General features: G+C 68.0%; 17 protein-coding genes and 5 pseudogenes. 12 read left to right on the top strand and 10 right to left on the bottom strand.

Annotated elements, in window-relative coordinates; genetic code table 11:
* The first annotated feature begins 11 nt into the window (after positions 1 to 11).
* The 5 genes and pseudogenes from OG736_RS42875 (at position 12) to OG736_RS42855 (ending at position 4111) form a co-directional block, all read left to right on the top strand.
* Positions 12 to 632, top strand: a complete 621-nt coding sequence (locus OG736_RS42875) for a DsbA family protein (RefSeq protein WP_327187306.1) — start codon at positions 12 to 14, stop codon at positions 630 to 632.
* Positions 633 to 670: 38 nt separating this feature from the next.
* Positions 671 to 1477 carry an MBL fold metallo-hydrolase gene (locus OG736_RS42870; RefSeq protein WP_327187305.1) on the top strand — a complete coding sequence of 269 codons (807 nt, stop codon included), beginning with the start codon at positions 671 to 673 and terminating at the stop codon, positions 1475 to 1477.
* Between the two features lie 188 nt (positions 1478 to 1665).
* On the top strand, positions 1666 to 2085 hold the full coding sequence (locus OG736_RS42865; protein WP_327187304.1) for a nuclear transport factor 2 family protein: 420 nt from the start codon (positions 1666 to 1668) through the stop codon (positions 2083 to 2085).
* A 494-nt stretch (positions 2086 to 2579) separates the two neighbouring features.
* A pseudogene (locus OG736_RS42860) lies at positions 2580 to 2728 on the top strand (IS630 family transposase); the annotation flags it as partial.
* 207 nt (positions 2729 to 2935) lie between these two features.
* The gene (locus OG736_RS42855; protein ID WP_327187303.1) at positions 2936 to 4111 is read left to right on the top strand and encodes a cytochrome P450; all 1176 of its coding nucleotides are present in this window, start codon (positions 2936 to 2938) and stop codon (positions 4109 to 4111) included.
* Between the two features lie 329 nt (positions 4112 to 4440).
* On the opposite strand, the gene OG736_RS42845 is transcribed toward OG736_RS42855, so the two are convergent.
* Positions 4441 to 4869 carry a winged helix-turn-helix transcriptional regulator gene (locus tag OG736_RS42845; RefSeq protein WP_327187302.1) on the bottom strand — a complete coding sequence of 143 codons (429 nt, stop codon included), beginning with the start codon at positions 4867 to 4869 and terminating at the stop codon, positions 4441 to 4443.
* Between the two features lie 95 nt (positions 4870 to 4964).
* Here OG736_RS42845 and OG736_RS42840 point away from each other — a divergent pair, with 95 nt between their 5' ends.
* The 4 genes and pseudogenes from OG736_RS42840 to OG736_RS42825 form a co-directional block, all read left to right on the top strand.
* The gene (locus tag OG736_RS42840) at positions 4965 to 5318 is read left to right on the top strand and encodes a nitroreductase/quinone reductase family protein (protein WP_327187301.1); all 354 of its coding nucleotides are present in this window, start codon (positions 4965 to 4967) and stop codon (positions 5316 to 5318) included.
* Positions 5319 to 5343: 25 nt separating this feature from the next.
* Positions 5344 to 5646, top strand: a pseudogene (locus OG736_RS42835) (NAD(P)H-binding protein); the annotation flags it as partial.
* Between the two features lie 6 nt (positions 5647 to 5652).
* Complete coding sequence (locus OG736_RS42830; RefSeq protein WP_327187892.1) at positions 5653 to 5913, top strand: hypothetical protein; 261 nt, start codon at positions 5653 to 5655, stop codon at positions 5911 to 5913.
* Between the two features lie 97 nt (positions 5914 to 6010).
* Positions 6011 to 6235, top strand: a pseudogene (locus tag OG736_RS42825) (SDR family NAD(P)-dependent oxidoreductase); the annotation flags it as partial.
* On the opposite strand, the pseudogene OG736_RS42820 reads toward OG736_RS42825, so the two are convergent.
* The 6 genes and pseudogenes from OG736_RS42820 to OG736_RS42795 all read right to left on the bottom strand — a co-directional run.
* Positions 6236 to 6334, bottom strand: a pseudogene (locus tag OG736_RS42820) (IS5/IS1182 family transposase); the annotation flags it as partial. It abuts the pseudogene before it with no gap.
* 377 nt (positions 6335 to 6711) lie between these two features.
* Complete coding sequence (locus tag OG736_RS42815) at positions 6712 to 10014, bottom strand: RHS repeat-associated core domain-containing protein (RefSeq protein WP_327187300.1); 3303 nt, start codon at positions 10012 to 10014, stop codon at positions 6712 to 6714.
* Positions 10015 to 10760: 746 nt separating this feature from the next.
* Positions 10761 to 11153: a hypothetical protein gene (locus tag OG736_RS42810; RefSeq protein ID WP_327187299.1), complete on the bottom strand. Its 393-nt coding sequence runs from the start codon at positions 11151 to 11153 to the stop codon at positions 10761 to 10763.
* 214 nt (positions 11154 to 11367) lie between these two features.
* Positions 11368 to 13287: an ABC transporter ATP-binding protein gene (locus tag OG736_RS42805; protein ID WP_327187298.1), complete on the bottom strand. Its 1920-nt coding sequence runs from the start codon at positions 13285 to 13287 to the stop codon at positions 11368 to 11370.
* Between the two features lie 265 nt (positions 13288 to 13552).
* Positions 13553 to 14173 (bottom strand): NAD(P)-dependent oxidoreductase, encoded by a 621-nt coding sequence (locus OG736_RS42800; RefSeq protein WP_327187297.1) that lies wholly within the window; start codon positions 14171 to 14173, stop codon positions 13553 to 13555.
* Positions 14174 to 14440: 267 nt separating this feature from the next.
* Complete coding sequence (locus OG736_RS42795) at positions 14441 to 15250, bottom strand: inositol monophosphatase family protein (protein ID WP_327187296.1); 810 nt, start codon at positions 15248 to 15250, stop codon at positions 14441 to 14443.
* Between the two features lie 126 nt (positions 15251 to 15376).
* Here OG736_RS42795 and OG736_RS42790 point away from each other — a divergent pair, with 126 nt between their 5' ends.
* On the top strand, positions 15377 to 16282 hold the full coding sequence (locus tag OG736_RS42790; protein WP_327187295.1) for a LysR family transcriptional regulator: 906 nt from the start codon (positions 15377 to 15379) through the stop codon (positions 16280 to 16282).
* 8 nt (positions 16283 to 16290) lie between these two features.
* Here OG736_RS42790 and OG736_RS42785 read toward each other — a convergent pair.
* Positions 16291 to 16443 (bottom strand): annotated as a pseudogene (locus OG736_RS42785) (IS5/IS1182 family transposase); the annotation flags it as partial.
* A gap of 336 nt (positions 16444 to 16779) precedes the next feature.
* Between OG736_RS42785 and OG736_RS42780 the strand changes: the two are divergent.
* Together OG736_RS42780 and OG736_RS42775 are read left to right on the top strand one after the other, a co-directional pair.
* Positions 16780 to 17559: a hypothetical protein gene (locus OG736_RS42780; protein ID WP_327187294.1), complete on the top strand. Its 780-nt coding sequence runs from the start codon at positions 16780 to 16782 to the stop codon at positions 17557 to 17559.
* Between the two features lie 385 nt (positions 17560 to 17944).
* Complete coding sequence (locus OG736_RS42775; RefSeq protein WP_327187293.1) at positions 17945 to 18295, top strand: hypothetical protein; 351 nt, start codon at positions 17945 to 17947, stop codon at positions 18293 to 18295.
* Positions 18296 to 18433: 138 nt separating this feature from the next.
* Here the strand turns inward: OG736_RS42775 and OG736_RS42770 are convergent, their stop codons facing one another.
* On the bottom strand, positions 18434 to 20062 hold the full coding sequence (locus OG736_RS42770) for a sigma-70 family RNA polymerase sigma factor (RefSeq protein WP_327187292.1): 1629 nt from the start codon (positions 20060 to 20062) through the stop codon (positions 18434 to 18436).
* Positions 20059 to 20268 carry a hypothetical protein gene (locus tag OG736_RS42765; RefSeq protein ID WP_327187891.1) on the bottom strand — a complete coding sequence of 70 codons (210 nt, stop codon included), beginning with the start codon at positions 20266 to 20268 and terminating at the stop codon, positions 20059 to 20061. The genes OG736_RS42770 and OG736_RS42765 overlap by 4 nt, the downstream gene beginning before the upstream one ends.
* Positions 20269 to 20438 lie beyond the last annotated feature (170 nt).

Genomic DNA, 20438 nt, shown 5'->3' with positions numbered 1-20438 from the left:
GCACGGCCCTCATGAAGCTCGTCTACGTCTTCGATGCCTACTGCGGCTGGTCGTACGGTTTCGCGCCGACGCTGTCCGAAGTCGTCCGACGCCACCCCGGTCTGGACGTGGAAGTGGTCTCCGGCGGCCTGTTCACCGGCCCACGCCGTGTACCTGTCCGGGAGTTCGGACATGTCCAGGGCGCCAACGCCAAGATCAGTGAGCTGACCGGGGTCAGCTTCGGGGCCGGTTACGCACGGCTGATCGCGGACGGCTCGTTCGTGATGGACTCCGAGGCCGCAGCGCGAGGGGTGGCCGCGTTGCGGCAGGCCGCGCCCCATCGCATCGTGGAACTGGTCGCCGCACTGCAGTCCGCGTTCTACGCGGACGGCATGAGCCTGTCCGACCCGGCCACCTACCGCGCGGTCGCCGAAGCGGCCGGTCTGGCACCGCATGGCGTCGCCGAGGCGTTCGCCGCACCGGGTTCGGCCACTGCCGCGAAGGCCGGCTTCGAGAGGACAGCCGCACTGGGCGTGCGCAGCTTCCCCACCCTGCTGGCCGTCCAGGCTGACCGCACCATGGCCGTGGCTGTCGGCCATGCGACCGCCGACGAGGTCGAGCAGCGCATGGACGCTCTCACCGCCACTCACTGACACCCCCTTTCGCACCCCTCCTCTACGAAGGAACCACCATGAGCACCCTCGATTTCAAGGTCATCGACCTCGACTTCCCCGTCGGCTCCAAGAACAAGACCGCCACCCTGATCACGGGCGAAGAGCAGGCATTCCTGATCGACGCCGGGTTCACCCGTGCCGACGGCCACCGCCTGGTCGCCGAGATCCTGGACTCCGGCAAGACGCTGACGAAGGTCTTCGTCAGCCACGCCGACCCCGACTTCTACTGGGGCGCGGAAGTGATCGCCGACGCCTTCCCCAAGGCCGACATCGTCGCCACCCCGCTGGTCATCGAGCACATCGCAGCCGCGTACGAGGGCAAGCTCAAGGCGTGGGAGGCCGTCGGCGCCAACCGTCCCACCCGGCTGGTCGACCTGGCCGAACTGACCGGTGACATCACCTTCGAGGGCCACGTGTTCCAGCTCAAGGGCGGCCACCCGGGTCTGCCCGACCGGCACTACCTGTGGCAGGCCGAGCACCGGGCGATCGTCGCCGGCGTCCTGCTCTTCCAGAACGAGCACGTCTGGGTCGCCGACACCGCCACACCCGAGTCCCGCGCCGTATGGATCGAACTGCTCGACGAGATGACGGCCCTGGACCCCGCATTCGCCGTCCCCGGCCACCGGCTGCCCACCGACACCGTCGACGCGAGTCCGATCGCCTACACCCGTGACTACCTCACCGCGTTCGAGGCCGAACTCACCAAGGCCGGCAACGGCGAGGCGCTGACCAAGGCGTTGGTGGCCCGCTACCCGGATTCCGGAATGCTCATCGCGGCCCAGCTCGGTGCCAAGGTCGCCAAGGGTGAGATGACCTGGGGCTGATGACACCCCCTCCCGCGGCCGGTGCCGGCGTTCCGCCGACAGCCCGGCACCGGCCGCTCATCGCCTCGGCGCGGGTATCCACCTGCTGCTGAGGCGCTGCACGGGCGCCAGGCGACCTCCACCTTCCGCCTGTGCCCCTCCACCGCCGTCACCGACCTGTCCTGACGGTCCTCAGAAAGGCCACCATCATGAACGACACGTCCGGCTTCGAAACGTCCACCGCTCCCGCCGACGTGGTGCGGCGCCAGTACCTCGCCTCGGCCCACGGCGATCTCGACGCCCTGCGGGCCACCCTGGCCGACGACGTGGAATGGACCGAGATGGCCGGCTTCCCCCTGGCCGGTACCTACCGCACCCCCGACGGCGTCACCGCCAACGTGATGGAACAGCTGGGCAAGGAGTGGGACGACTGGACCGCCCACGACGACACCTACGTCGTAGACGGCGAGAACGTCGTGGTACTGGCCCGCTACACCGCCACCAACAAGGCCACCGGCAAGGACATCGACGTACGCGTCGCCCACCACTTCGTCGTACGCGGCGGCCGCATCGTCCGCTTCGAACAGTTCGTGGACACCGCCAAGGTCCGCGACGCGATGACAGCCTGACAGGCCCTCATTGCCCAGGACCGAGCCTGAGCGCGCGCCCGACCACCGACCGGAACGGCGGACACTTCGCGTACAGAGCCGGGACACGGGCGCCAGTGCCGTTCGGGAACCGCTCGACGGGGCAGCGACCCCGGCCGACTCCACCGATCCAGAGTGCTCCAGGCGATGTCTTCCCTGCTGGCGGCCGTTGCGTCTCCGGCGCCTGGACCAGACCCGTGCGCCCCGACGACCTCGTCGGCGATTGCGGCTCACCGCCCCCGCCCCGCCCTCCGACCATCCCTCTCCAAGCGGTGAATGGGCCTTTGCTCCATGCCTGGTCGGCTCGGAGACGACAGTGTGCTGCTCCTTCTCCCGGTGGCTGGGATGGTCCTGCTCCGTGGCCGCCACGAGACGGTAGGAGCGGACTCGTCGTAGTCGAGTCGGTCCTCCTCTTCACCGTCACCAACGCCCGCGATCCCCGCCTCTGCGACCCTTTACGACCTTGTCGACACGCAGTGCGCCGGGATGCCACCGACTCGGTGCACGACCGGCGCGCGATGATGCTGCCGGCCTTCCCCAGCGGGAACAGGTACCGGTGATCGCGCAGTTGGTACAGGCCTACGAGGACACCGTCCGGAATGTGATCCACCAGTTCAACGAGATCTGCCGTTCCCCCGGCGCACGATCTGCTGTCAGCTTCTGTCCCCATATCAATCAGTCTGGCCTAGCGCCACGACCGCCTGGGTTCGCTGGGTTGGTGGTCGTGGCGGTTGCATGTGCGATGACGTCCGATCCGACGACTGGAGGTGCGGTGTGCGCTTGTTAGCCTCAGCAGCGTGAACGGTTCCTCCCTACCAGGCCGGGGCGCGCCATGAGCGTCGTCGACTCCTGCCCGCTCGGTGCCGCGACCACGCTCGCCGAACTCGCCCGGGATCCGCATCCGCGACTGGCGCTGCTCCGTGCGCAGGAGCCGGTGTCCTGGCTCCCCGAGCTGGACGGCTGGCTGGTGACCCGTCGTGATCTCGCGCTGAGCGTGATGCGGGACGCCGAGACCTTCACCGTCGACGACCCCCGGTTCTCGACCGCGCAAGTCGTCGGCCCCAGCATGCTGTCCCTCGACGGCGACCACCACACCCGGCACCGTGAGCCCTTCACCGCCCCGTTCCGCCCCCGGGCCGTACGTGACGGTTTCGCCGCGTTCATCGAGCGGGAAACCGACCGGCTCATCACCACGCTGAACCCGACGGGCACCGCCGAGCTGCGACGTGCCTTCGCCGGACCCCTCGCGGTCGCGGTCGTGACCGAGGCGCTGGGACTGGCCGGCACCACCGGGGCCACGGTGCTCGCCTGGTACGACTCCATCGTGCAGTCGGTCTCGGACATCACCGCCGGCCACGAGGCGGGGCCCGCGGGCGTCGCGGCGTACACACGGCTGCGAACCGCGGTGGAAGTCACCGTCGCCGACCGGAACGCCTCTTCCCTCCTGGTCTCGGCCGCCGGGCAACTGACCGTGCCCGAGGTGGCGTCCAATGCCGCGGTGCTGATGTTCGGAGGCATCGAGACCACCGAGGCGATGATCACCAACGCGCTGCTTCACCTGCTCCTGCACCCCGACCAACTCGCTCTCGTCCGGGCCGACGCCGATCTGCTGGACGGCGCGATCGAGGAATCACTGCGCCTCGAACCCGGCGCGGCGGTCGTGGACCGCTACGCCACCCGTGACACCGTCCTCGGCCCATCCCTGATCCGGCGCGGTGACCTCGTCACCGTCTCCCTGACGGGGGCCAACCGCGACCCGGCCGTCTTCCCCGAACCCGACCTGTTCGACGTCCGCCGCGTGAACGCGCGTCTCCAACTGGCCTTCGCCCACGGCCCGCACTACTGCCTCGCCGCACACCTCGCCCGCCTGGAAACCCGCATCGCCCTCCAGCAGCTGCTCGAACGCCTCCCCGACCTGCGCCTCGACCCCGAACACCCCGCAGCCCCGTACGGCCTGGTCTTCCGCAAGCCCCCTACCCTGCACGTGCGGTGGGACCCGGCGTCCTGACCTGACTTCAGGGCGGCCGGAGTGTTCCCGGCGCCCTTCCTGCTCCGGTTGAAGCCCCACAGGGTGTCGTCGCCGACCGAGTAGCAGCCGCGGAAGCAGCGCACCGCGTTGGCGCTGCCCCCGGCGCACGATCTCCTGCCAGGTTTCGCCCCTCCTGGTCGGCCGGTCTACGCACACGGACAGGCTCCGCCACCCCACATCCAGCCGTCGGATCGGACGCCATCCCATGTCCAACCGCTACGGCCACCAACCCGGCGAACTCATGCGGTCACGGCGCTGCAGTGCGCGTCCGTGCCTCCAAGCCGCTCGATCGTCGGCGGTTTGCTTGTTCAGCGTGCGTCAGCCGTACCAGAGCGCTCCCGGTGTCGGCGGATCTCGTCATGGTGATCGGCGGCCCAGTCGATCAGGGAGCCCACGATGCCGATCAAGCTGGCGCCGAGGGGGGTGAGCGCGTACTCCACGCGCGGTGGGACCTCGGCGTAGGCGGTCCTGGTGACCAGGCCGTCGTGGTGGAGCTGGGCCAGGGTGCGGGAGAGCATGCGCTGGGAGATGCCGGGAATGCCGCTCTGCAGGTCCTTGTAGCGCATCACCCCGCCGCCCCGCAGGCTCGCGATCACCATCAGCGTCCACTTGTCCCCGACCCTCTCCAGGACCTGACGGATGAACTCCGCGTGCTCGACCGGGACCGCGGTGCAGGGCGCCGGAAGTGCCAGCACGTCCGGCGCGGATGCGGTCTTCTGAGCTGCTACAGCCTCCATTGCGGACGTTCCCCTTCGGTTGCGCACACGAGTGTTCCTTTTGTACCGCCTTCCATGCTGGCGCATCATGGCACGGGATCCTCAGCAGATTCCTGATGCTGCTGACCTACACCGGCCGCAAGTCCGGACGCCGCATCACCATCCCCGTCGGCTACTTCGACTGGGAGGCGGGCACGGTCCTGGCCACGTCCTCGCAGAACACCTGGATCCCCAACCTGCGCACCGGACCGACCGTCCACCTGCGCATCCGCGGCCGGGAGTACGAGGCCGTACCCACCGTGATCGAGGACCGCACCGCGATCACCGAGCTGCTCGCCGAGTTCGCCGACCGCAAGACGCCTCGCGAGGCGAAGACGCTCGGCCTGCCCGGCGACCGCAAACCCACACCCGAAGAGCTTCACGAGGCAGGCGAACGAGGACGCTTCGTCCTCTTCCGACTTCGATCCTGAACGGCCCGGCCGACCGCACAACGGAGTGCTCCTGGCCCCCTGTTCGGACCGGCCTGCCGCCCGCCACGGATGGATCCATCAGCCGTGCCGCTCATGGCTGTCGTCATCGGGGTCTCGGCTCCCACACCTTCTCTACCTCACTGTTGGAGGATCTGATGCGTGTACCGTCTTCGGCGCCAGCGGCGCCATCGGCCACCTGGTCGTCCGTCAACTGCTGGACTCCGGGCACCAGGTCACCGCCTACGTCCGGACACCCGCGAAACTCACCCTTGCAGACAAGAACCTGACCGTATCCAGCGGCCAGCTCACCGACACCACAGCAGTCCGTGGGGCCGTGGCAGGCGCGGACGCTGTCATCAGCGCGCTCGGACCTTCAGACCCGCACGACAATCCGCACTGGAAGCCCAAGGTCCTGCCCGTCATGGCCAAGCTCGCCTTCCCCAACGCCCTGACCGAGCTGAAGGGCATGACCGAGGCCGTCACCTCCTCCCCGCTCGACTACACCATCGCCCGGATCACAACCGGGTCGACAAACCCGCCACCGGCCGCATCAAGTCCGGCTTCCTGGGCCACGACAAGGTCGGCTCGGCGATGACCCGCGCGGACATCGCCGCCTTCCTCGTCTCCCAGCTCACCGACCCCCGCTACCGCCGCGCCATGCCCGTCATCAGCAACTGAAGGAAATCCCAGCCATGAGACGCACCACAGGCCTGTCCGGCAAGGTCGTCGTCATCACCGGCGCGGGCTCCGGCATCGGCCGCGCCACCGCCCTGCGCTTCCCCGCAGAGGACGCACGCCTCGTCCTCACCGACATCAACGCCGACGGCGCCGCAACCGTGGCCGAAGAGATCACCGCGGCCTGCGCCAACGACGTGTTGGTGAACAACGCCGGGATCATGGACAGGATGTCCGCTGCTGATCCGGTGGGTGCGGGCCGCGGTCAGGTCGTGTGCGCGGCCGGGCAGTGCTGGTGAGATCCACCGCAGTCGGCCACAAGGATCGGTCACCAGCTGCACGATTCTGTTCCTGGCCGGAGGGATCGGGCTGGGTGAAGCAGCCGATATTCGCGTCGCGGTAGTCGAATCCGAGCATCGCGTTAGGAGCGATTCTTCCGATGGGCCAGGAAGGCGAACACCGCCAGAACCACTCCGCTGACGGCGGCGACCACACCGAGTGCGAGCGGCACAGCATCGCCAGTAGCCGTCCCCGCAACGCACGCACATATCCCTCCTACGATCAAAACCGCAGAAAAGGTCCGCACTCCTCGTATTGCGTCATCCATCGATGAACCCTTCGTTGAATTCGCAGGGAGACTTTTGGGCCGAGAGTGGAATTCCCGGCCCAACAGCGATCTACAGGGGCCCTGGTCCCCCACTCAATTCATCTTCACGTGTTACCCGTAGGTGAGGATTTCCGCTCCGTAGTATCCTGCGGCACCTCCCAGCGCGCAGCTACCGACTATGGCAACACCAGCGCCTACAACACTGCCGACTCCGGCGCCGACCACGCCGCCGACCGCGGCGGCGTAGGCAATGGTTCCGGTGTCTGCCGCTGCTGTGACTCCCGCCAGGCAACCTGTGACAACTCCGAAAACGTCGCTGCCCGTGTCGAGTACGTCGGAGAAGCTGAACAGTCCATTGGGGTCGATGCGGTTGACCGGGTCGCCTTCGGCGTAGAGGTAGGGGTTCTGTTCCTGGCCGGAAGGATCGGGCTGGGTGAAGCGGCCGATATTGGCGTCGTAGTAGCGGGCCTTCAGGTGGTACAGGCCGGTGGGGTCCTGGTAGTTGCCGGCGAACCGGTAGGGCTGCGCGACCGATTCCGAGGACTGGGCCAGGATGCGCACGCCGCGGGGGCTGTAGGTGTAGGAGTCGACCTTGTTGCCGTCCTCGTCCGCCAGACCGATCACGCTGCCGATCGCGTCGGTGAGGTAGAAGTACGCCTTGCCCCCGGTCGTCATGGAGTTCAACGTGCCCCCGGGTTCCCGGTTGAAGCCCATGTCCACACCGCCAGTCGACTTGGCGGACAGCCCCAACGGACCGTTGTGGAAGAACGTGTCGCCGAGCTTGATCCGCTCACTCTGGTCGGTCGAGCCGTACTGGCCCGCATACGTCTTGCCGTTCACGGTGATTGACGTCATCTGCGAGTGGTCGGACCAGGTTTCGCCGGTGCGGATGAAGTCGTCGGTGGACGCGGCGGCGGTCTCGTTGCCGATCGCGTCGTAGGACCAGGCGCCGGTGGAGCTGGACTTGGCCGTGAGCTGCTGGGCGTCGTTGTAGGTGTAGGTGGTGCCGCGCGGGCAGCCGGGGTCGGTGCCCTGGGAGGTGAGGTTGCCGGCCAGGTCGTAGCAGTACTGCCAGGAGTCGGCGATCGCGCCCGCCTTCTCCTCCTTGGCGTAGGAGAAGCGGCCCGCCCCGTCGTAGCTGTAGGTCCGCTTCAGCCCGGTGACGTTGTCCGTCGAGGTGCGGATCTTGCTGCCGTCGCTCTTGCCGTCGGTGCCGAAGTTGTAGGTGTAGGCCAGGTCGACCAGAGTGCCCTGGTCGGAGGTCACCTTGATGCTCTCGGGTCGGCCGGACTTGTCCACGTTGACCGTCTGTGCCGTGCCGCCGGGGTAGGTGGTCGTCTTGCGGACGTCGTTGTTGTTGTACGTGTACGTGGTCACCCGGCCCTGCGGGTCCTTCAGCTCCTTGAGCTTGTTGACCTCGTTCCAGGTGTAGTCGACCGCGCCGGCCGGGTCCTGGTAGTAGTCGACGTTGCCCGCCGCAGTGTAGGCCAGCAACGTCTGGGAGCCGTCCTGGAGATGGCGGACCGTCTCGCGCTGGAGCGGGTCGAACTCGTAGGAGATGGTGCCGGTGCCGTCGGAGCGCTGGGTGAGGTTGCCGTCGCCGTCGTACCAGTAGCGGACCGTGTCGTTGGTGGAGGACACCGTCTTGATGCGGTCGAGGTTGTCGTAGGAGTAGACGGCCTTGATCCCGCGCGCGTCGGTGACCGTCTCGGTGCGGCCCAGGGCGTCGTAGGTGTAGGTCGTCTTGCCCAGCGGTGCCGGTGCCTGGGTCCAGTCCAGGTTGCCCTTGGCGTCGTAGTGGAAGTCGGTGGTGACCGTCTTCGTCGACGTCATCTTCGTCTTCTGCGCGCAGCGCTGGCCCTCGAAGCCGCCGCAGGTGGCGGTGGCGGGGTTGTAGTCGTAGGAGACGCTGCCGCCGCCGGTGCCGGTCTGGGCCACGGACTTGGTGTTGCCGGCCGTGTCATAGGTGAAGGCGGTCTTCTCACCGTCGGCGTTGGTGGAGTCCTTGGGCACGTCGCCGCCGGCGATGGTCTGCCAGTTGTTGACCGTCGCGGCGCCCGTCGGCGCGGTGGCGGTCTTCAGGTTGTTGCGGGAGTCGAAGCCGTAGTCGGTGACGTTGCCCGGGGTGGTGCCGGAGCCCATCGCGTCGGTGGCGGTGTCGATGTTGTGGTTGGCGTCGAACTTCGTGGAGCGCTTGTGCTTCAGCGCGTCCAGCACCTCGGTGACCTGGCCGTCGCCGTCGTGCGTGTACTCGGTGGCATGCAGTTCCGGGTCGGTCGCGGTGGTGGTGCCCGCCGCCGTCGGGGAGCCGGCGCTGTAGGCGTAGGTCCAGGTCGGGCCGGTGTGGCCGTCGCTGTCGAAGCCGGTACCGCGCAGCATGGAGGTGACACGGTTGGCGTCGTCGTAGGTGAAGACGGTGACCCGGCCCTCGGCTGTGGTGATCTTGTCGACGCGGCCGGAGGTGTCGTGGCGGAAGGTGACCGTCTTGCCCTCGGTGTCGGTGGTGGTGGCCAGGTTGCCCGCGCTGTCGAGGTTGAACACGGCGGTGCGGCCGGTGTTGTCCTTGGCCTGCCACTGTGAGGCGTCCGTCTTCAGCAGGTCGATCCAGCGGCCCGAGCGGGTCTCGGTCAGCTTGAAGCCCTTGTGCTCAGCGCCCTCGTCGTGCTGGGTGACGGTGACCGTGCCCTTGTTGCGGTCGGTGACCTTCGTCAGCGTCCCGTCGGCGTCATAGGTGTCCGTCGCCCCCGACTTCCACTTCGTCAGCGTGTAGGTGCCGTCCGCGTTCTTCTTCAGGTCCTCGGAGTACCCCTTCGGAGTGGCGAAGGATCCGTCACTGTTCTTGCTGAAACGGACCGTGGCGCCGGAGGCGTCGTAGAAGACCGCCTCGGTGGAGGACAGGGACAGGTAACGCTCGTACTGCTGCCACCAGCGCTGCGAGACCTTCCCCCACGGCGCGTCCAGCGAGTTGTACGTCCGCGCGAGCGTCAGGCGCTGTGCCACACCGGCGATGTCGAAGTCCGTCGCCGTCAGCATCAGGTTGCCGGTCGAGTAATCGATCTTCGCGGTCAGCGCGTCCGTGATCGCGAAGCTCGTGTACCGGTGCCAGGGCACACTGCCCTGCCCCTCCGGCACCAGGCTCAGGACCGAGGCATCCGTCGCGGTGCTGCCGGACCTGGCCTTCTCGGACGGTGTGCCCTGGGCGTGTTCGCGCTGCTCTCGCAGCCAGGGCGTGTACACCTCGTCGGTCGGATTCTGCGACGGTTCGGACTTCACCGGCCGGTTCGGGCCGACCTTCACCGCCGACATCTCGAATTCGGGGCTGACCGAACCCCACACCGAGGTGGGCTTGGTGTCGTCGGCGGCCGCGCTCGCGGCCGGGAGCAATGACAGGGCCAGCGCCCCCGAGGTCACCATCGCCGAGACGGTCAGCGCCGCCAATCGCTTACGGGCACACCATAAGGACATGCCGCAGGCACGCTTGTGCATGAATTCCCCCCACAGGAAGACAGCCCCCGATGGCCCCAGTGGTCACCGAGCGCCCACAAGTTGCCACGGGAATCGCACAAAGATCCGTGCCGTTCCCGCGAACTTCGTTCACAGGCGAGCAGGAATCAGCCCCTCCTCTTCAACCCTCCATAGCGCAGCAATACCGGTCAAAAGAGGGCAGTGAACCGCTGAAGAACAAAGCACCGCAAGCTCAAAGAGCCGCAAAAGAGACCGAAAACGCTTCCACGGCGCGCCGGCCAGATCCATCCTCCCTTCCGGTATTTCGGCCCCGAGGAGGAACTCGTCCGCGGCAGGGTCAGCGAGTTCGGCCGTCAGGTCGCCCGCCCTCGCGGCCCGCCCTGCCGAGGACCCGCCCTGGGACGCGCCGCGCTGCGCCGCGCCTTCGACGTCACGACTAGCAGTACATCGCTTCGCGCAAGTTCCTGGGCGTGCGCGCGGCGATTCGGCTGCGAGCCGAAGACCCGGTCATCCGGGGACAGGACGTCCGCCGGCCGTGGCGCGACCAAGGCGTAGCGCGGCCGGATCGGCAGCACAAGCGCTTCAGCCGACGACGGACACGATCGCCCATACGCTTTCCACGGCTTCTTCAGCATGACCACCGATCAGGTCACGGTTCCGACGCCCTTGGCATCAAGCACCAGCCGAGGAGGCGGTCAGTTGAAGGCATCGGTCATGCAGTCCGCGCGGCAGCCGGCGGCCTCATAGCGCTGGCGGAGGGCGGCAGCTGCCTCGTCGCGCTCCACGAAGACGTGCCCGTAGTGCTGGCACGCCACCCTGGTCACGTCCCCGACCGTGACGATGGCCGGTTCACCGCGTACCGCCCGGCGGCGCGCTTCGGCGATCGCCATGTCCGCAGAACGCAGCAGGCTTCTGGAACGGTCCCGGATTGCGACCGCCTGGGTCCGTTTCATCGAGAGGGGGCGCAGGACACGCCCCTTCCAGATGAAGCCGGCGGCGACGAGTACGGAACCGAGCGCGACGAACAGGAGCCCGCCGGGGTCATGAGGCATCTGTCCAGTCTTCCCCACTCGCGTGGTGGTCGTCATGGCCGCGTGGGGCGGCGGATGACAGCGACCTCGTTTTCGACTCAGTGGGGCTTCCCTACCTCCCGTCTGCTCCTGGGCCGCGTCAGCCGGCCCGGGAGCGGCCGTCGTTCCTCCCTCCCCCTCTCCCCGGTTCCTAGCGCTTCGCGGATCGCCGCATGCGACGGACGTATCAGCGTGACAGCGACGGCGGGCGAGGATGTCCGGAACGCACCGGTCACGTGGAACCGGTGCTCGTACGAGCGTGCGACGACGTCCTGCGGTCCCCGTCCGGCACCGGATCGGCCGGTACGGGCACTCCGCTGGAACCGGCTCCAGGAACCGGGCATCCGAGTGCCGACTCGGTGCTCTCGCCGAGGAAGCCGCCCGACTGGTGCTGCCACAGCTTGGCGTAGGCACCGTTCGACGTGAGCAGCTCCTCATGGGTGCCCTGCTCGACGACGCTTCCGCGGTCGAGGACGACGAGACGGTCCATCCCGGCAACGGTGCTCAGACGGTGGGCGACCACGAGGGCCGTGCGTCCGTCCATCAACCGCCACAGGGCATCCTGGACGAGGAGTTCGCTCTCCGAGTCCAGCGCGCTGGTGGCCTCATCGAGCAGCAGGATCGGGGCGTCGCGCAGGATGGCCCTGGCGAGGGCGACGCGCTGACGCTGACCGCCCGAGAGTTTCACTCCCCGCTCCCCCACCAGAGTGCCGAAACCGTCGGGGAGTTGGTCGGCGAACTCCGTGACGTGCGCGGCCGCGGCCGCGGCGTGGATCTCCTTGTCGGTGGCGCTGGGCCGGGCGAAAGCGATGTTGTCCCGCAGGCTGCGGTGGAACATGGCGGGTTCCTGCGGGACGTAAGCGATGAGTGAGCGCAGGTCGGTCTGGCGCAACCCGCTGATGTCCTGACCACCGATCAGGATGCGTCCGTCGTCGATGTCCGACATGCGCAACAGAAGCCGGGTGAGTGTGGTCTTGCCTCCGCCGGACCTTCCGACCAGACCGATCCGCGCGCCTGCAGGCACGTCGAGGTCGAGTGCCTCGAAGATCGGCTTCGCACCCGCGTGGGCGAAGGTCACCGCCTCGAAGCGGACGCCTGTGTCCCGCAGTGCGAGCGGCTCGGGTTCCGTCGGGTCGAGCACCGTGGGCGGATCCAGCAACAGCTCCGTGAACTGCGCGGCCTCGGTCATCGAGCTTTCCAGACGCCGATAGATCTGGTTGAACTCGAACATGATCTGGGTGGCGTTGGAGTAGTAGGTGAAAGCGACGACGACCTCCTCCACTCCCTGGCCCGGGCCACCGAAGGCGATGGCGACCAACAGGCCCAGCACGTTGGTCAGTACGGACATGGGGGCGATCAGGGTGTCGACGCGCAGATTGCCGTAGTCCCACGACCGCAGCGTCAGGCGCCGGGAATCCGCGACACGGCTGCGGTGTTCGTCGGCCTCCCGCCGCTCGGCCGCGAACGCCCGGATGGTCTCCATGTTCATGAGGCTGTCGGCGACGTGACCGGAAACCCGGGCGAACGCCGCCTCACGCTCGTTGACGAGCCTCTGCCGACGACGGATCAGGGGTGTCGCGGCCAGCACCGTCAGCGCGATCATCACAAGCAGGCCTGCGACGAGCATCGGTTCGTAGGTCCACAGCACCACGGCACCGAACACCAGGGGGACGAGACTGCCCACGATCCGGTACGTCACCGTGTCCACGAAGTCCTCGAAGCGCTTGCCGAAGCTCAGCACCCGTTTGGTCAGCGAGCCGGCGAAGTTGTCATGGAAGAATGCCGCGTCCTTGGCGAGAAGTTCCTCCATGCCGCTCACGTACAGATGTTCCATGCCGAGGGCGTCCACGCGGTTCAGGCAGTGCTGCCCAACCCGCCACACGGCCTCGGCGAGCAGCAGCGTCACGCCGAAACCCAGCACGTACGGCAGCGCCGAACTGAGGGTCAGACCGTCGTCGTCCGCGGCCTGGCCTGCCAGTTTGGCGATCAGCAGGGGGGCTACGTAGCGGGTGCCGATGTTGCCCACGGCGGGCAGCAGCAGCGCGGGCAGGGCCAGCCGTCGTAGTCGCCGCAGTTCCCGACCGTAGCGGCGCAGTGCCAGAACGACCGCGCTCCTGCCCGGCGTCGGCCCTCGCGTATCTGTTGTCCCCATCACACTCCCGGTGGTTCGGAAGTCGGAAGTGTCCCGTTCGAGGAGGTCCTCAGTCCAGGCATTTACCGCGGACTGGCGAGAACCGGACACCACTGTGCTCGGCGTGCGCAGTGGACGTGTCCTTGCCGTAGCCGGTGCAGCCGCATGCCGCTCGCCTACTGCTGGAGCTCCATGACGTCGGCGACTACGCAGCTGACGTTGTCGCAAGAAGCGCAACAGGCCAGGCCAGGCGCGAGAAGGAGCAGCGTCTACGCCAGGCAGACACTCAGCGGTCGAGGGGCACGTAGGTGCCGCCGGGCAGGTCCGGTGTTTCGGCGGCGTCGAGCAACGCGGCGGCGACGGTGGCGCGGCTGACGCGGGCGGGGAAGAGCCGATGGGGTGCCTGGCTCAAGTCCACGGTGCGACGGTGTTCGCTGAGCGGTCCGGCGGACAGCGGCCCGCAGTGAAAGACCGTGCCCCCGGCGTCGAGGATGGTGGTGTCGGCGGTGACCTTGTCGGTGAGTTCGGCACCCATGGCCCGCAGCAGGGTGCGCGTCAAGGCGCCGGCCGCGGCGGCGGAGGCGCCGGTGCCGAACGCCCCCATCCAGATGATGCGCTCGGGGACGGCGGCCACGGCGCCACGAGCACCCGCGGTCAGCACACCGACCTGGTCACGGCTGGGGATACCCAGTGCGGAGATGATGGTGGTGGCGTCTTTGAGCGCACGGCCGATGGCGTCGGTGTCCCGTACGTCGGCGCGCACTCGGATCAGCTGGTCGTCGTGGCCGGTGGCCGGGAGGCGGTCGGGATCACGGGCGACGGCCGTGACGGTGTGGCCACGGTCGAGGGCCTGCTGGATCAGCTGCTGCCCGGTGGCGCCCGAGGCGCCCAGAACAGTGAGATGCATGGTCGAACTCCTTGTAGAGGAGGTACTTGGGGTTTGGCGATTTCTGCCGGGTGCCGGACGCCGCGGCGGTTCAGGTGGTCCTGGACAGCACGTTCAGAGCGGCGGCGTGCACTCCTGGTGCGGCGACCAGCAGGTCGGCGCCCGGCCGCCGGGGACGTACGCGTCTTCGTGCACACCCACAACACCCCACCAGCCACAACACCCGGCTCTGCCCGCGCGATTGCGAGTTGGGGTGGCAGGGCCAGGGTGGTCCGGCAGGGGAGCCGATCAGATCGAGGCGAGGACGTCGAGCGCAGTGGTGTGGATCTGGGGGGCGGCGGCCAGGAAATCGCGGCTGGCCGCGTTCCAGGGCTTGCCGTCCAGGTCGGTGACGGTGCCCCCGGCCTCGGCGACCAGCAGGGCGCCGGCCACGAGGCCGGAGCGGACGTCGGAGAACTGCCAGAAGGCGTCCATGCGTCCGGCAGCGACGTGTATGAGCTGCAGCGTGGCCGGGACGGACACACGCACGACGAGACCGGCAGTGAGCATGGCCGTGACCGATGCGCCGATGCGGCGGAAGGTGTCGGTGCTCTCGCCGGGCCGGGCCTGGCCGGTGCCGATCAGCGCGGCACCCAGGTCGTTCTTCGCCGACACGGTCAGGGTACGGCCGTTCAGGTGGGCGCCGCCGCCGGCGGTGGCGGTGTAGGTGTCGCCGGTCAGCGGGAGGTGGACGACCGTGAGGACCGGCTGGTTGTCGCGCACCAGGGTGGCGGTGACGCCCCAGTCCGGCATGCCGTGGACGTGGTTGATGTTGCCCTCGGCCGGGTCGACGACCCACCACTCGCCCGGCGGGAGTGCCCCGCCGGCCAGCTCGTCCTCCGCCCACTGCGACCCCGGCCTCGCCCGCAGCAGCGGCTCGCGCATCACGGCGAGGACCGCGTCGTCGTTCGCGTGGATCTCGCCGACGACCTCCTCCAGGCTCACGCCCCGGGCATGGGTTGTGTAGCGCTCCCGCAGGGTGGCTCCGGCGTCCTCCACCGCAGCGGTCACTGCGGGCAGGAGCGTGGCGTCGAGGTCGAAAGGCATGGCTGTGCTCATGGCGCACTCCCTGGATTCGGTAGAAGCGGGGGTGTTTCCGGAAGCTGTCCTCCGCCCCGCATCTCGAAGGTAGAAGCCGTGACCGTTAACAACAAGTGCATGGTTTTCACTTATACAGTTACTGTCATGCAACTGGATCTGAACCTGCTCACCGCCCTGGACGCGCTCCTGGAGGAAGGAAGCGTCCAGGGTGCCGCGGCCCGCCTCCACGTCACTTCCCCGGCGATGAGCCGCTCTCTGAGCCGTATCCGCAAAGCGACCGGTGACCAGATCCTGGTCCGCACCGGACGCCACATGACTCCCACCACCCGCGCCTTGGCCATGCGCACCCAGGTCCACGCCCTGGTGCAGCAGGCCCACCACCTGCTGTCCGCTCAGACGGAACTCGACCTGGCGACTCTGGAACGGGTGTTCACCGTCCGCTGGCACGACGCCCTCGCCACCACCTGCGGGACCGCCCTGATCGCCGCAGTGCACCGCCAGGCCCCCGGGGTGCGACTGCGGCTGACCGCCGAGCCCGGCGACGACACCCCCGAGCTGCGCCGGGGCGAGGTCGACCTCGCCTCCAGCGCCGGCCCGCCGTCCCTGCCCGACATCCGCCACCGCCTCATCGGGCGCGACCAGCTCGTCCTCACGGTCCGCCCCGGCCACTCCCTCACCGAACAGCCCGTGACCACGGAGAGATACGCGGCGGCCGATCACCTCATCGTCTCCCGGCGCGGGCGCCTTCACGACCGGATCGACGAGGCCCTGACCTCGCTCGGCCACGAGCGCCGCGTCATCGCCTCCGCTCCCACCACGGCCACCGCACTGCAACTCGCCCGCGAAACCGAGCTCGTGGTCACCCTCCCCGACGCGGCCACGCGCTCCGCCCGCCACCAACTCGGCCTGACCACTCTGCCGCTGCCGCTCGACCTGCCTGAAGTACCCCTCCACCTGCTCTGGCACCAGCGCCACGACAACGACCCCGCCCACGCCTGGCTGCGCGAAACAGCCACCCGAACCCTCCAGGCCCTGTTCACCCCGTCATAGACCGTGTCCTACATGGTCAGTTTGAGGAGCCGTTTGCAACAGCAGAGAGCAGCTGCCAGTCCAAGAAGGGCCAGGTAGTTGCCTGGTTTCCGTTCGTAGCGGTGGTTGAGACGCCGGTAACCGGTCAGCCAGGACATGGTGCACTCGATGACCTGCTGCCGCAGGCTCTGCGGGGCACGTTCAAGTGCCCCCCACGGGCGTGGAACGCCTTCGCCGCCCCGCAGGTCGGCCGCCCACTTGTCGTCCTGCGTGCGCTTCACCGGCCGCTCCTCCTCGGTGGCAGGGGCTGGGGAGAACGGGGTACAGCCGGACGGGGGACGCAGGTGCCACGGTACGAGGGCGTGCGGGAGGCGGCTCATCATCGGCCCGGCCGTCGGGATGTGCCCGTCAGGCCCTTGACCGGGTGCCGCTTCGACGGAGGATGGGGGGCAGAGAGCGGGTCTGCGTGGTGAAGTGCAGGCCTCTGACAACTCCGACAGCAGGGAGCGTTTCTTCCGATGACCGCACAGCCCGCACGTCCTGAGCGCAGCGGTCCCGAGACCGCCTCGGTCATGGATGTCTCGCCGTTCAAGCCTTCTCTCGTCAAAGCGGTGTTCAGGGACGTGACCCCGATGCACGTCTCTCGGTCGGCCGCGCGGGCCGCCGCGTCGGTGACGCGGACAGTGCTGACGGAGATCATCGACGGCGCGAGGAGAGCGGCGGCGGCGGAGGCCCGGAGGAAGCTGATTCCCGGGGACCTTCTCTCGGCGATCGACCGGAACGTCGAGCTCGAGGTGGGGGCCAAGTGGTACGACCACAGCCCGACGTTTCAAGGCCTGACCGGTGTCCTGTACGACGCCGAGGGTGTCATCGTGCCTTCTCGTAAGCGCAGCAGGTCGCGCAAACCGAGTGCTGTGGTCGGCGCCCACAGGTTCGAGGCCGGGGTCAAGAAGCTGCTGTGGAGCCAGGGGGCGACGGCCGTCCCGGCGATGGTCCGCGACCTGGACGGAATCGCGAGCGTGTTCCTGACGGACCTCGCCCGGGACGCGGCCATGGTCGTCCGCGAGGGCGGGGTCAAACGTTTCGGTACGGTCACCCTGGTGATGTCGGGCGAACCGGCCCCACCCCCGTTCCTCAAGGATTCCCTCCAGGCCCTGTCCGCCCGCAGGGGGGACGGGCGGACCATCGGCAGGGATGACATCCTGGCCGCCACCACGATTCAGTTGTTCGGCGGCAACCTCAGACAGCGAGCCCTCACCGAGGCACGCGAGGCGACCCAGAACACTTCGGCCGGCTGAGCGGGTGCGACCAACATCGCCGCCTGCACCCTCATCTGCTGCCGCAGACTCGCCAAATGAGATGGCCTCTAAGGCGACTTCTTGCCCTGGGTCTTGCCGGGGATCTTGGTGGACTGGGCTTTGCTGGTCAGGGGCGGTGGACCCGTGCGCCTAGTGGTCGTCGTCGGTCGTCCTTGGCCCCTGTCGGGCAGCCTCGGACGGCCCAGGGACGGCCCAGCCAACGAAGCCCCAACGTCGACGTGAGCTTCCTCAGCGCTGGCCTATGGCACTACGCAGCACCTCAAACCAGCTCACGAAAAGCCATCGCAGCCAGGGACATCTGGGTACGCGTGCTCATGTGACGCGCCAACGGCACCATCACGCTGGGTTGTGTGGCGATCGTCGGATGGTCGCCGTCAACCGAGATCGCGGGGGCGTGGAACGCGTGAGCAATCCGTCAACCGGTCTACAGGTCGGGGTCAGCGTTGCATTACTCGTCATCGACCTCTTGACCCTCGCCTGGCTGCTGTACGGGTTTGGGATTTACGGCTGGGCCGATGGCTTCAGAGGAGGGGGAGGCAACGCGCCGGAGGCACCGAAATTTGCGTGGCGGGCGATGTGGTTCCTCGCGGGCGGTGTTGCAGTTACGGGCGGTGGTCTGTTGGCCCTTCGATGGCCCATCCCGGGCATGGTGCAGCTCTTCACCCTTGGTGGCGGAGCAGTCCTGTTCGCCTGCCTGGCTGCCAGCTCGCGCTGAGTCCGAACCCGACGTGGCCTTGCCGGTGTTCACGGAGATGACCGAGGTCCGCCTGGGCACGCTGCGGGTGCTGTCGCCGCTGCAACGCCAACCAGGTGCAGTTCACCGGCGACCGGAGCCGGGCCTCTGCGGCTTGGGCTACGCCTCCCGTGGCGCCTGCCGGTACTGGCCGCACCAGCAGGCGGGCTGACCATCGACGATCCGGCCGCCCCCGCAACGCGCGCACGGCTCGACTTCAGGTTCCTGTTCTTGAACCGGCCCTTCGCCGACAGGCCGCTCTTCCGGTTGTACAGGGGTATCGACCGTAGGTTCCGAATGGGCGGCAACAGCGCACGCGACGGTTGGGTCTGTGGTGTAGCGGCCGCACCAGCACTCGGGCAGTCCGTTGACGATCCGCCCGCCGCTGCAACGCGTGCACGGCTCGATCTCAGGCCCCGGCTCTCCAGCAGCCGGTTCTTCACCGTCAATCAACGGGGTTGGTGCCACGAAGCTTTCGGCGGCAGACGTGACTGAGGCATCGATGCTGGGCGTGGCGGTTGGGTCCGTGGTGTAGCGGCCGCACCAGCAGGCGGGCTGACTATCGACGATCCGGCCGCCCCCGCAACGCGCGCACGGTTCTACCTCCGGCTCCTGGCCTAGCTCAGGCTCCGGGTCTTGAACTACCGGCGCCTCGCTGTCCTCCGCTGCATCCGTCTCCTCGGCGCCAGGCGGTGCCGCATTTCGGACCGAAGGACTTGGTTCGATGTTCGTAGGGATTTGGGGCGGGGGGTTGTCTGCAGGTTCCTGGGGCGAAGGCGGGGCAGGGCGAGGCCTCGGCGTGGGTCCGCGATCGCCCCTTGCCGGGGCCTTTCCTGCTGTGTTGGTCTGGGGCGCCACGGCCTTGGGCGCGCGTGGGCGACGAGTTCGGCGGTGCCCGATCGTCAGGCCGGTGAGCAATCCGGCGACGAAGAGCGTCAAGCCGCCGATGACGAGAGACCACCACGGCATCGAGGTGGTGGAACCGCCGGTGCGGACGATGGCGTACAGCAAGCCAGCCGCTGCAGCGATGACTCCGACGCCGATGCCGATACTCCTCTTGGAGAGCAGCCTCGCTCGAGTCACAGCCGTCATGGTCCTGGCGAGCGCCGCGCGAGGGCTCATGGCGCCAGGACTCATAGCAGTTGGGCCCGAGGGGTACTGCTTCTTGAGCTCTGTTTTCGCCTTGCTGACGTGGACCTCGACCGTCGAGGGGGCACAGCCCAGGAGATCACTGATCTCAGCATGGCTCAGGCGTTCGACATGGGCTAGGTAGGTGGCCACACGCTGGCGGGGTGACAGCTCAGCGAGGATCTGCTGGATTTGGATCTTGCTTTCGACGCCCTCAGGCGAGGGCTGATCCACCGTGGATGTCCACCAAGCGTTGGTTAGGTTGGCCTCGGATGCAAGATCACGCAGATCCGCTCTGCGCCCGTCGAGCAGTGCCTCGTCCTGGAGCCGATGGCGGATGATGGAGAACAGATACGCCCGTGGTTCGCGGACGTTGAACCACAGCCGGGTTACCGCGGCGAAGGCGTCATGGACGATGTCTTCGGCACCGATCTGCGCCTCGGAAACGCCTTGAGAGCGCATTCGGTTGCGGGTGAAGGCGAGGAGCGGCGCGCTGTAGTCGGCGTAGACGACGGAGAGCTCGTCGCTGACCTGACGGCGATGGCTCTGCAGGACCGTGCAGCCGTAGGCACCACACGGGCAGCGCTGGCTGCCGAGGTTCGATGCGGCAGGATTGTTCAACGCCGACCGCCGTTCGACTCGGTCTCCGTGGCCCGCTTCACCCGCCAGGTACTCCCCTTGCCATCCCGATGTTCGATCTCCATGCCGGCAGGGGTTCGAGTGGCAGCACGCCACACCAGCCACTGTGCGGTGACACTCACCAGCTGTGCGATGAGCCGCAAGCTGGTGAGGATCAGCAGCATTGTCCAGGGATCCGCGTTGGTCATGTCATCTCCTCGCCCGACTGGACCCGCCCAGTTTCGGGGGGTACAGGAATGAGGAGGTGCAGGGGCCCAGATTCCTTTAGTGGCATTCCATGATTCTTTATTCCATGCCGTCACCGCGATGGAGCGTGGCTCAAGGTCCGCGCCCCGCCGACCCGACAGCTGATCCAGCT

The organism is Streptomyces sp. NBC_01334 (genome assembly GCF_035983595.1).
GTDB lineage: Bacteria > Actinomycetota > Actinomycetes > Streptomycetales > Streptomycetaceae > Streptomyces > Streptomyces coriariae.
Note: the sequence above shows the minus strand (reverse complement) of the source record. Positions and strands in the feature narration are given on the sequence as shown.

What these genes read in the sequence shown, in the direction of transcription:
- OG736_RS42790 (WP_327187295.1), top strand. Translation starts at nt 15,377, where the DNA reads ATGCAACTGGATCTGAACCTGCTCACCGCCCTGGACGCGCTCCTGGAG.
- OG736_RS42805 (WP_327187298.1), bottom strand. Translation starts at nt 13,287, where the DNA reads ATGGGGACAACAGATACGCGAGGGCCGACGCCGGGCAGGAGCGCGGTC.
- OG736_RS42815 (WP_327187300.1), bottom strand. Translation starts at nt 10,014, where the DNA reads ATGGTGACCTCGGGGGCGCTGGCCCTGTCATTGCTCCCGGCCGCGAGC.
- OG736_RS42870 (WP_327187305.1), top strand. Translation starts at nt 671, where the DNA reads ATGAGCACCCTCGATTTCAAGGTCATCGACCTCGACTTCCCCGTCGGC.
- OG736_RS42795 (WP_327187296.1), bottom strand. Translation starts at nt 15,250, where the DNA reads ATGAGCACAGCCATGCCTTTCGACCTCGACGCCACGCTCCTGCCCGCA.
- OG736_RS42840 (WP_327187301.1), top strand. Translation starts at nt 4,965, where the DNA reads ATGCTGCTGACCTACACCGGCCGCAAGTCCGGACGCCGCATCACCATC.
- OG736_RS42855 (WP_327187303.1), top strand. Translation starts at nt 2,936, where the DNA reads ATGAGCGTCGTCGACTCCTGCCCGCTCGGTGCCGCGACCACGCTCGCC.
- OG736_RS42800 (WP_327187297.1), bottom strand. Translation starts at nt 14,173, where the DNA reads ATGCATCTCACTGTTCTGGGCGCCTCGGGCGCCACCGGGCAGCAGCTG.
- OG736_RS42810 (WP_327187299.1), bottom strand. Translation starts at nt 11,153, where the DNA reads ATGACGACCACCACGCGAGTGGGGAAGACTGGACAGATGCCTCATGAC.
- OG736_RS42865 (WP_327187304.1), top strand. Translation starts at nt 1,666, where the DNA reads ATGAACGACACGTCCGGCTTCGAAACGTCCACCGCTCCCGCCGACGTG.
- OG736_RS42775 (WP_327187293.1), top strand. Translation starts at nt 17,945, where the DNA reads ATGGTCGCCGTCAACCGAGATCGCGGGGGCGTGGAACGCGTGAGCAAT.
- OG736_RS42845 (WP_327187302.1), bottom strand. Translation starts at nt 4,869, where the DNA reads ATGGAGGCTGTAGCAGCTCAGAAGACCGCATCCGCGCCGGACGTGCTG.
- OG736_RS42875 (WP_327187306.1), top strand. Translation starts at nt 12, where the DNA reads ATGAAGCTCGTCTACGTCTTCGATGCCTACTGCGGCTGGTCGTACGGT.
- OG736_RS42765 (WP_327187891.1), bottom strand. Translation starts at nt 20,268, where the DNA reads ATGACCAACGCGGATCCCTGGACAATGCTGCTGATCCTCACCAGCTTG.
- OG736_RS42780 (WP_327187294.1), top strand. Translation starts at nt 16,780, where the DNA reads ATGACCGCACAGCCCGCACGTCCTGAGCGCAGCGGTCCCGAGACCGCC.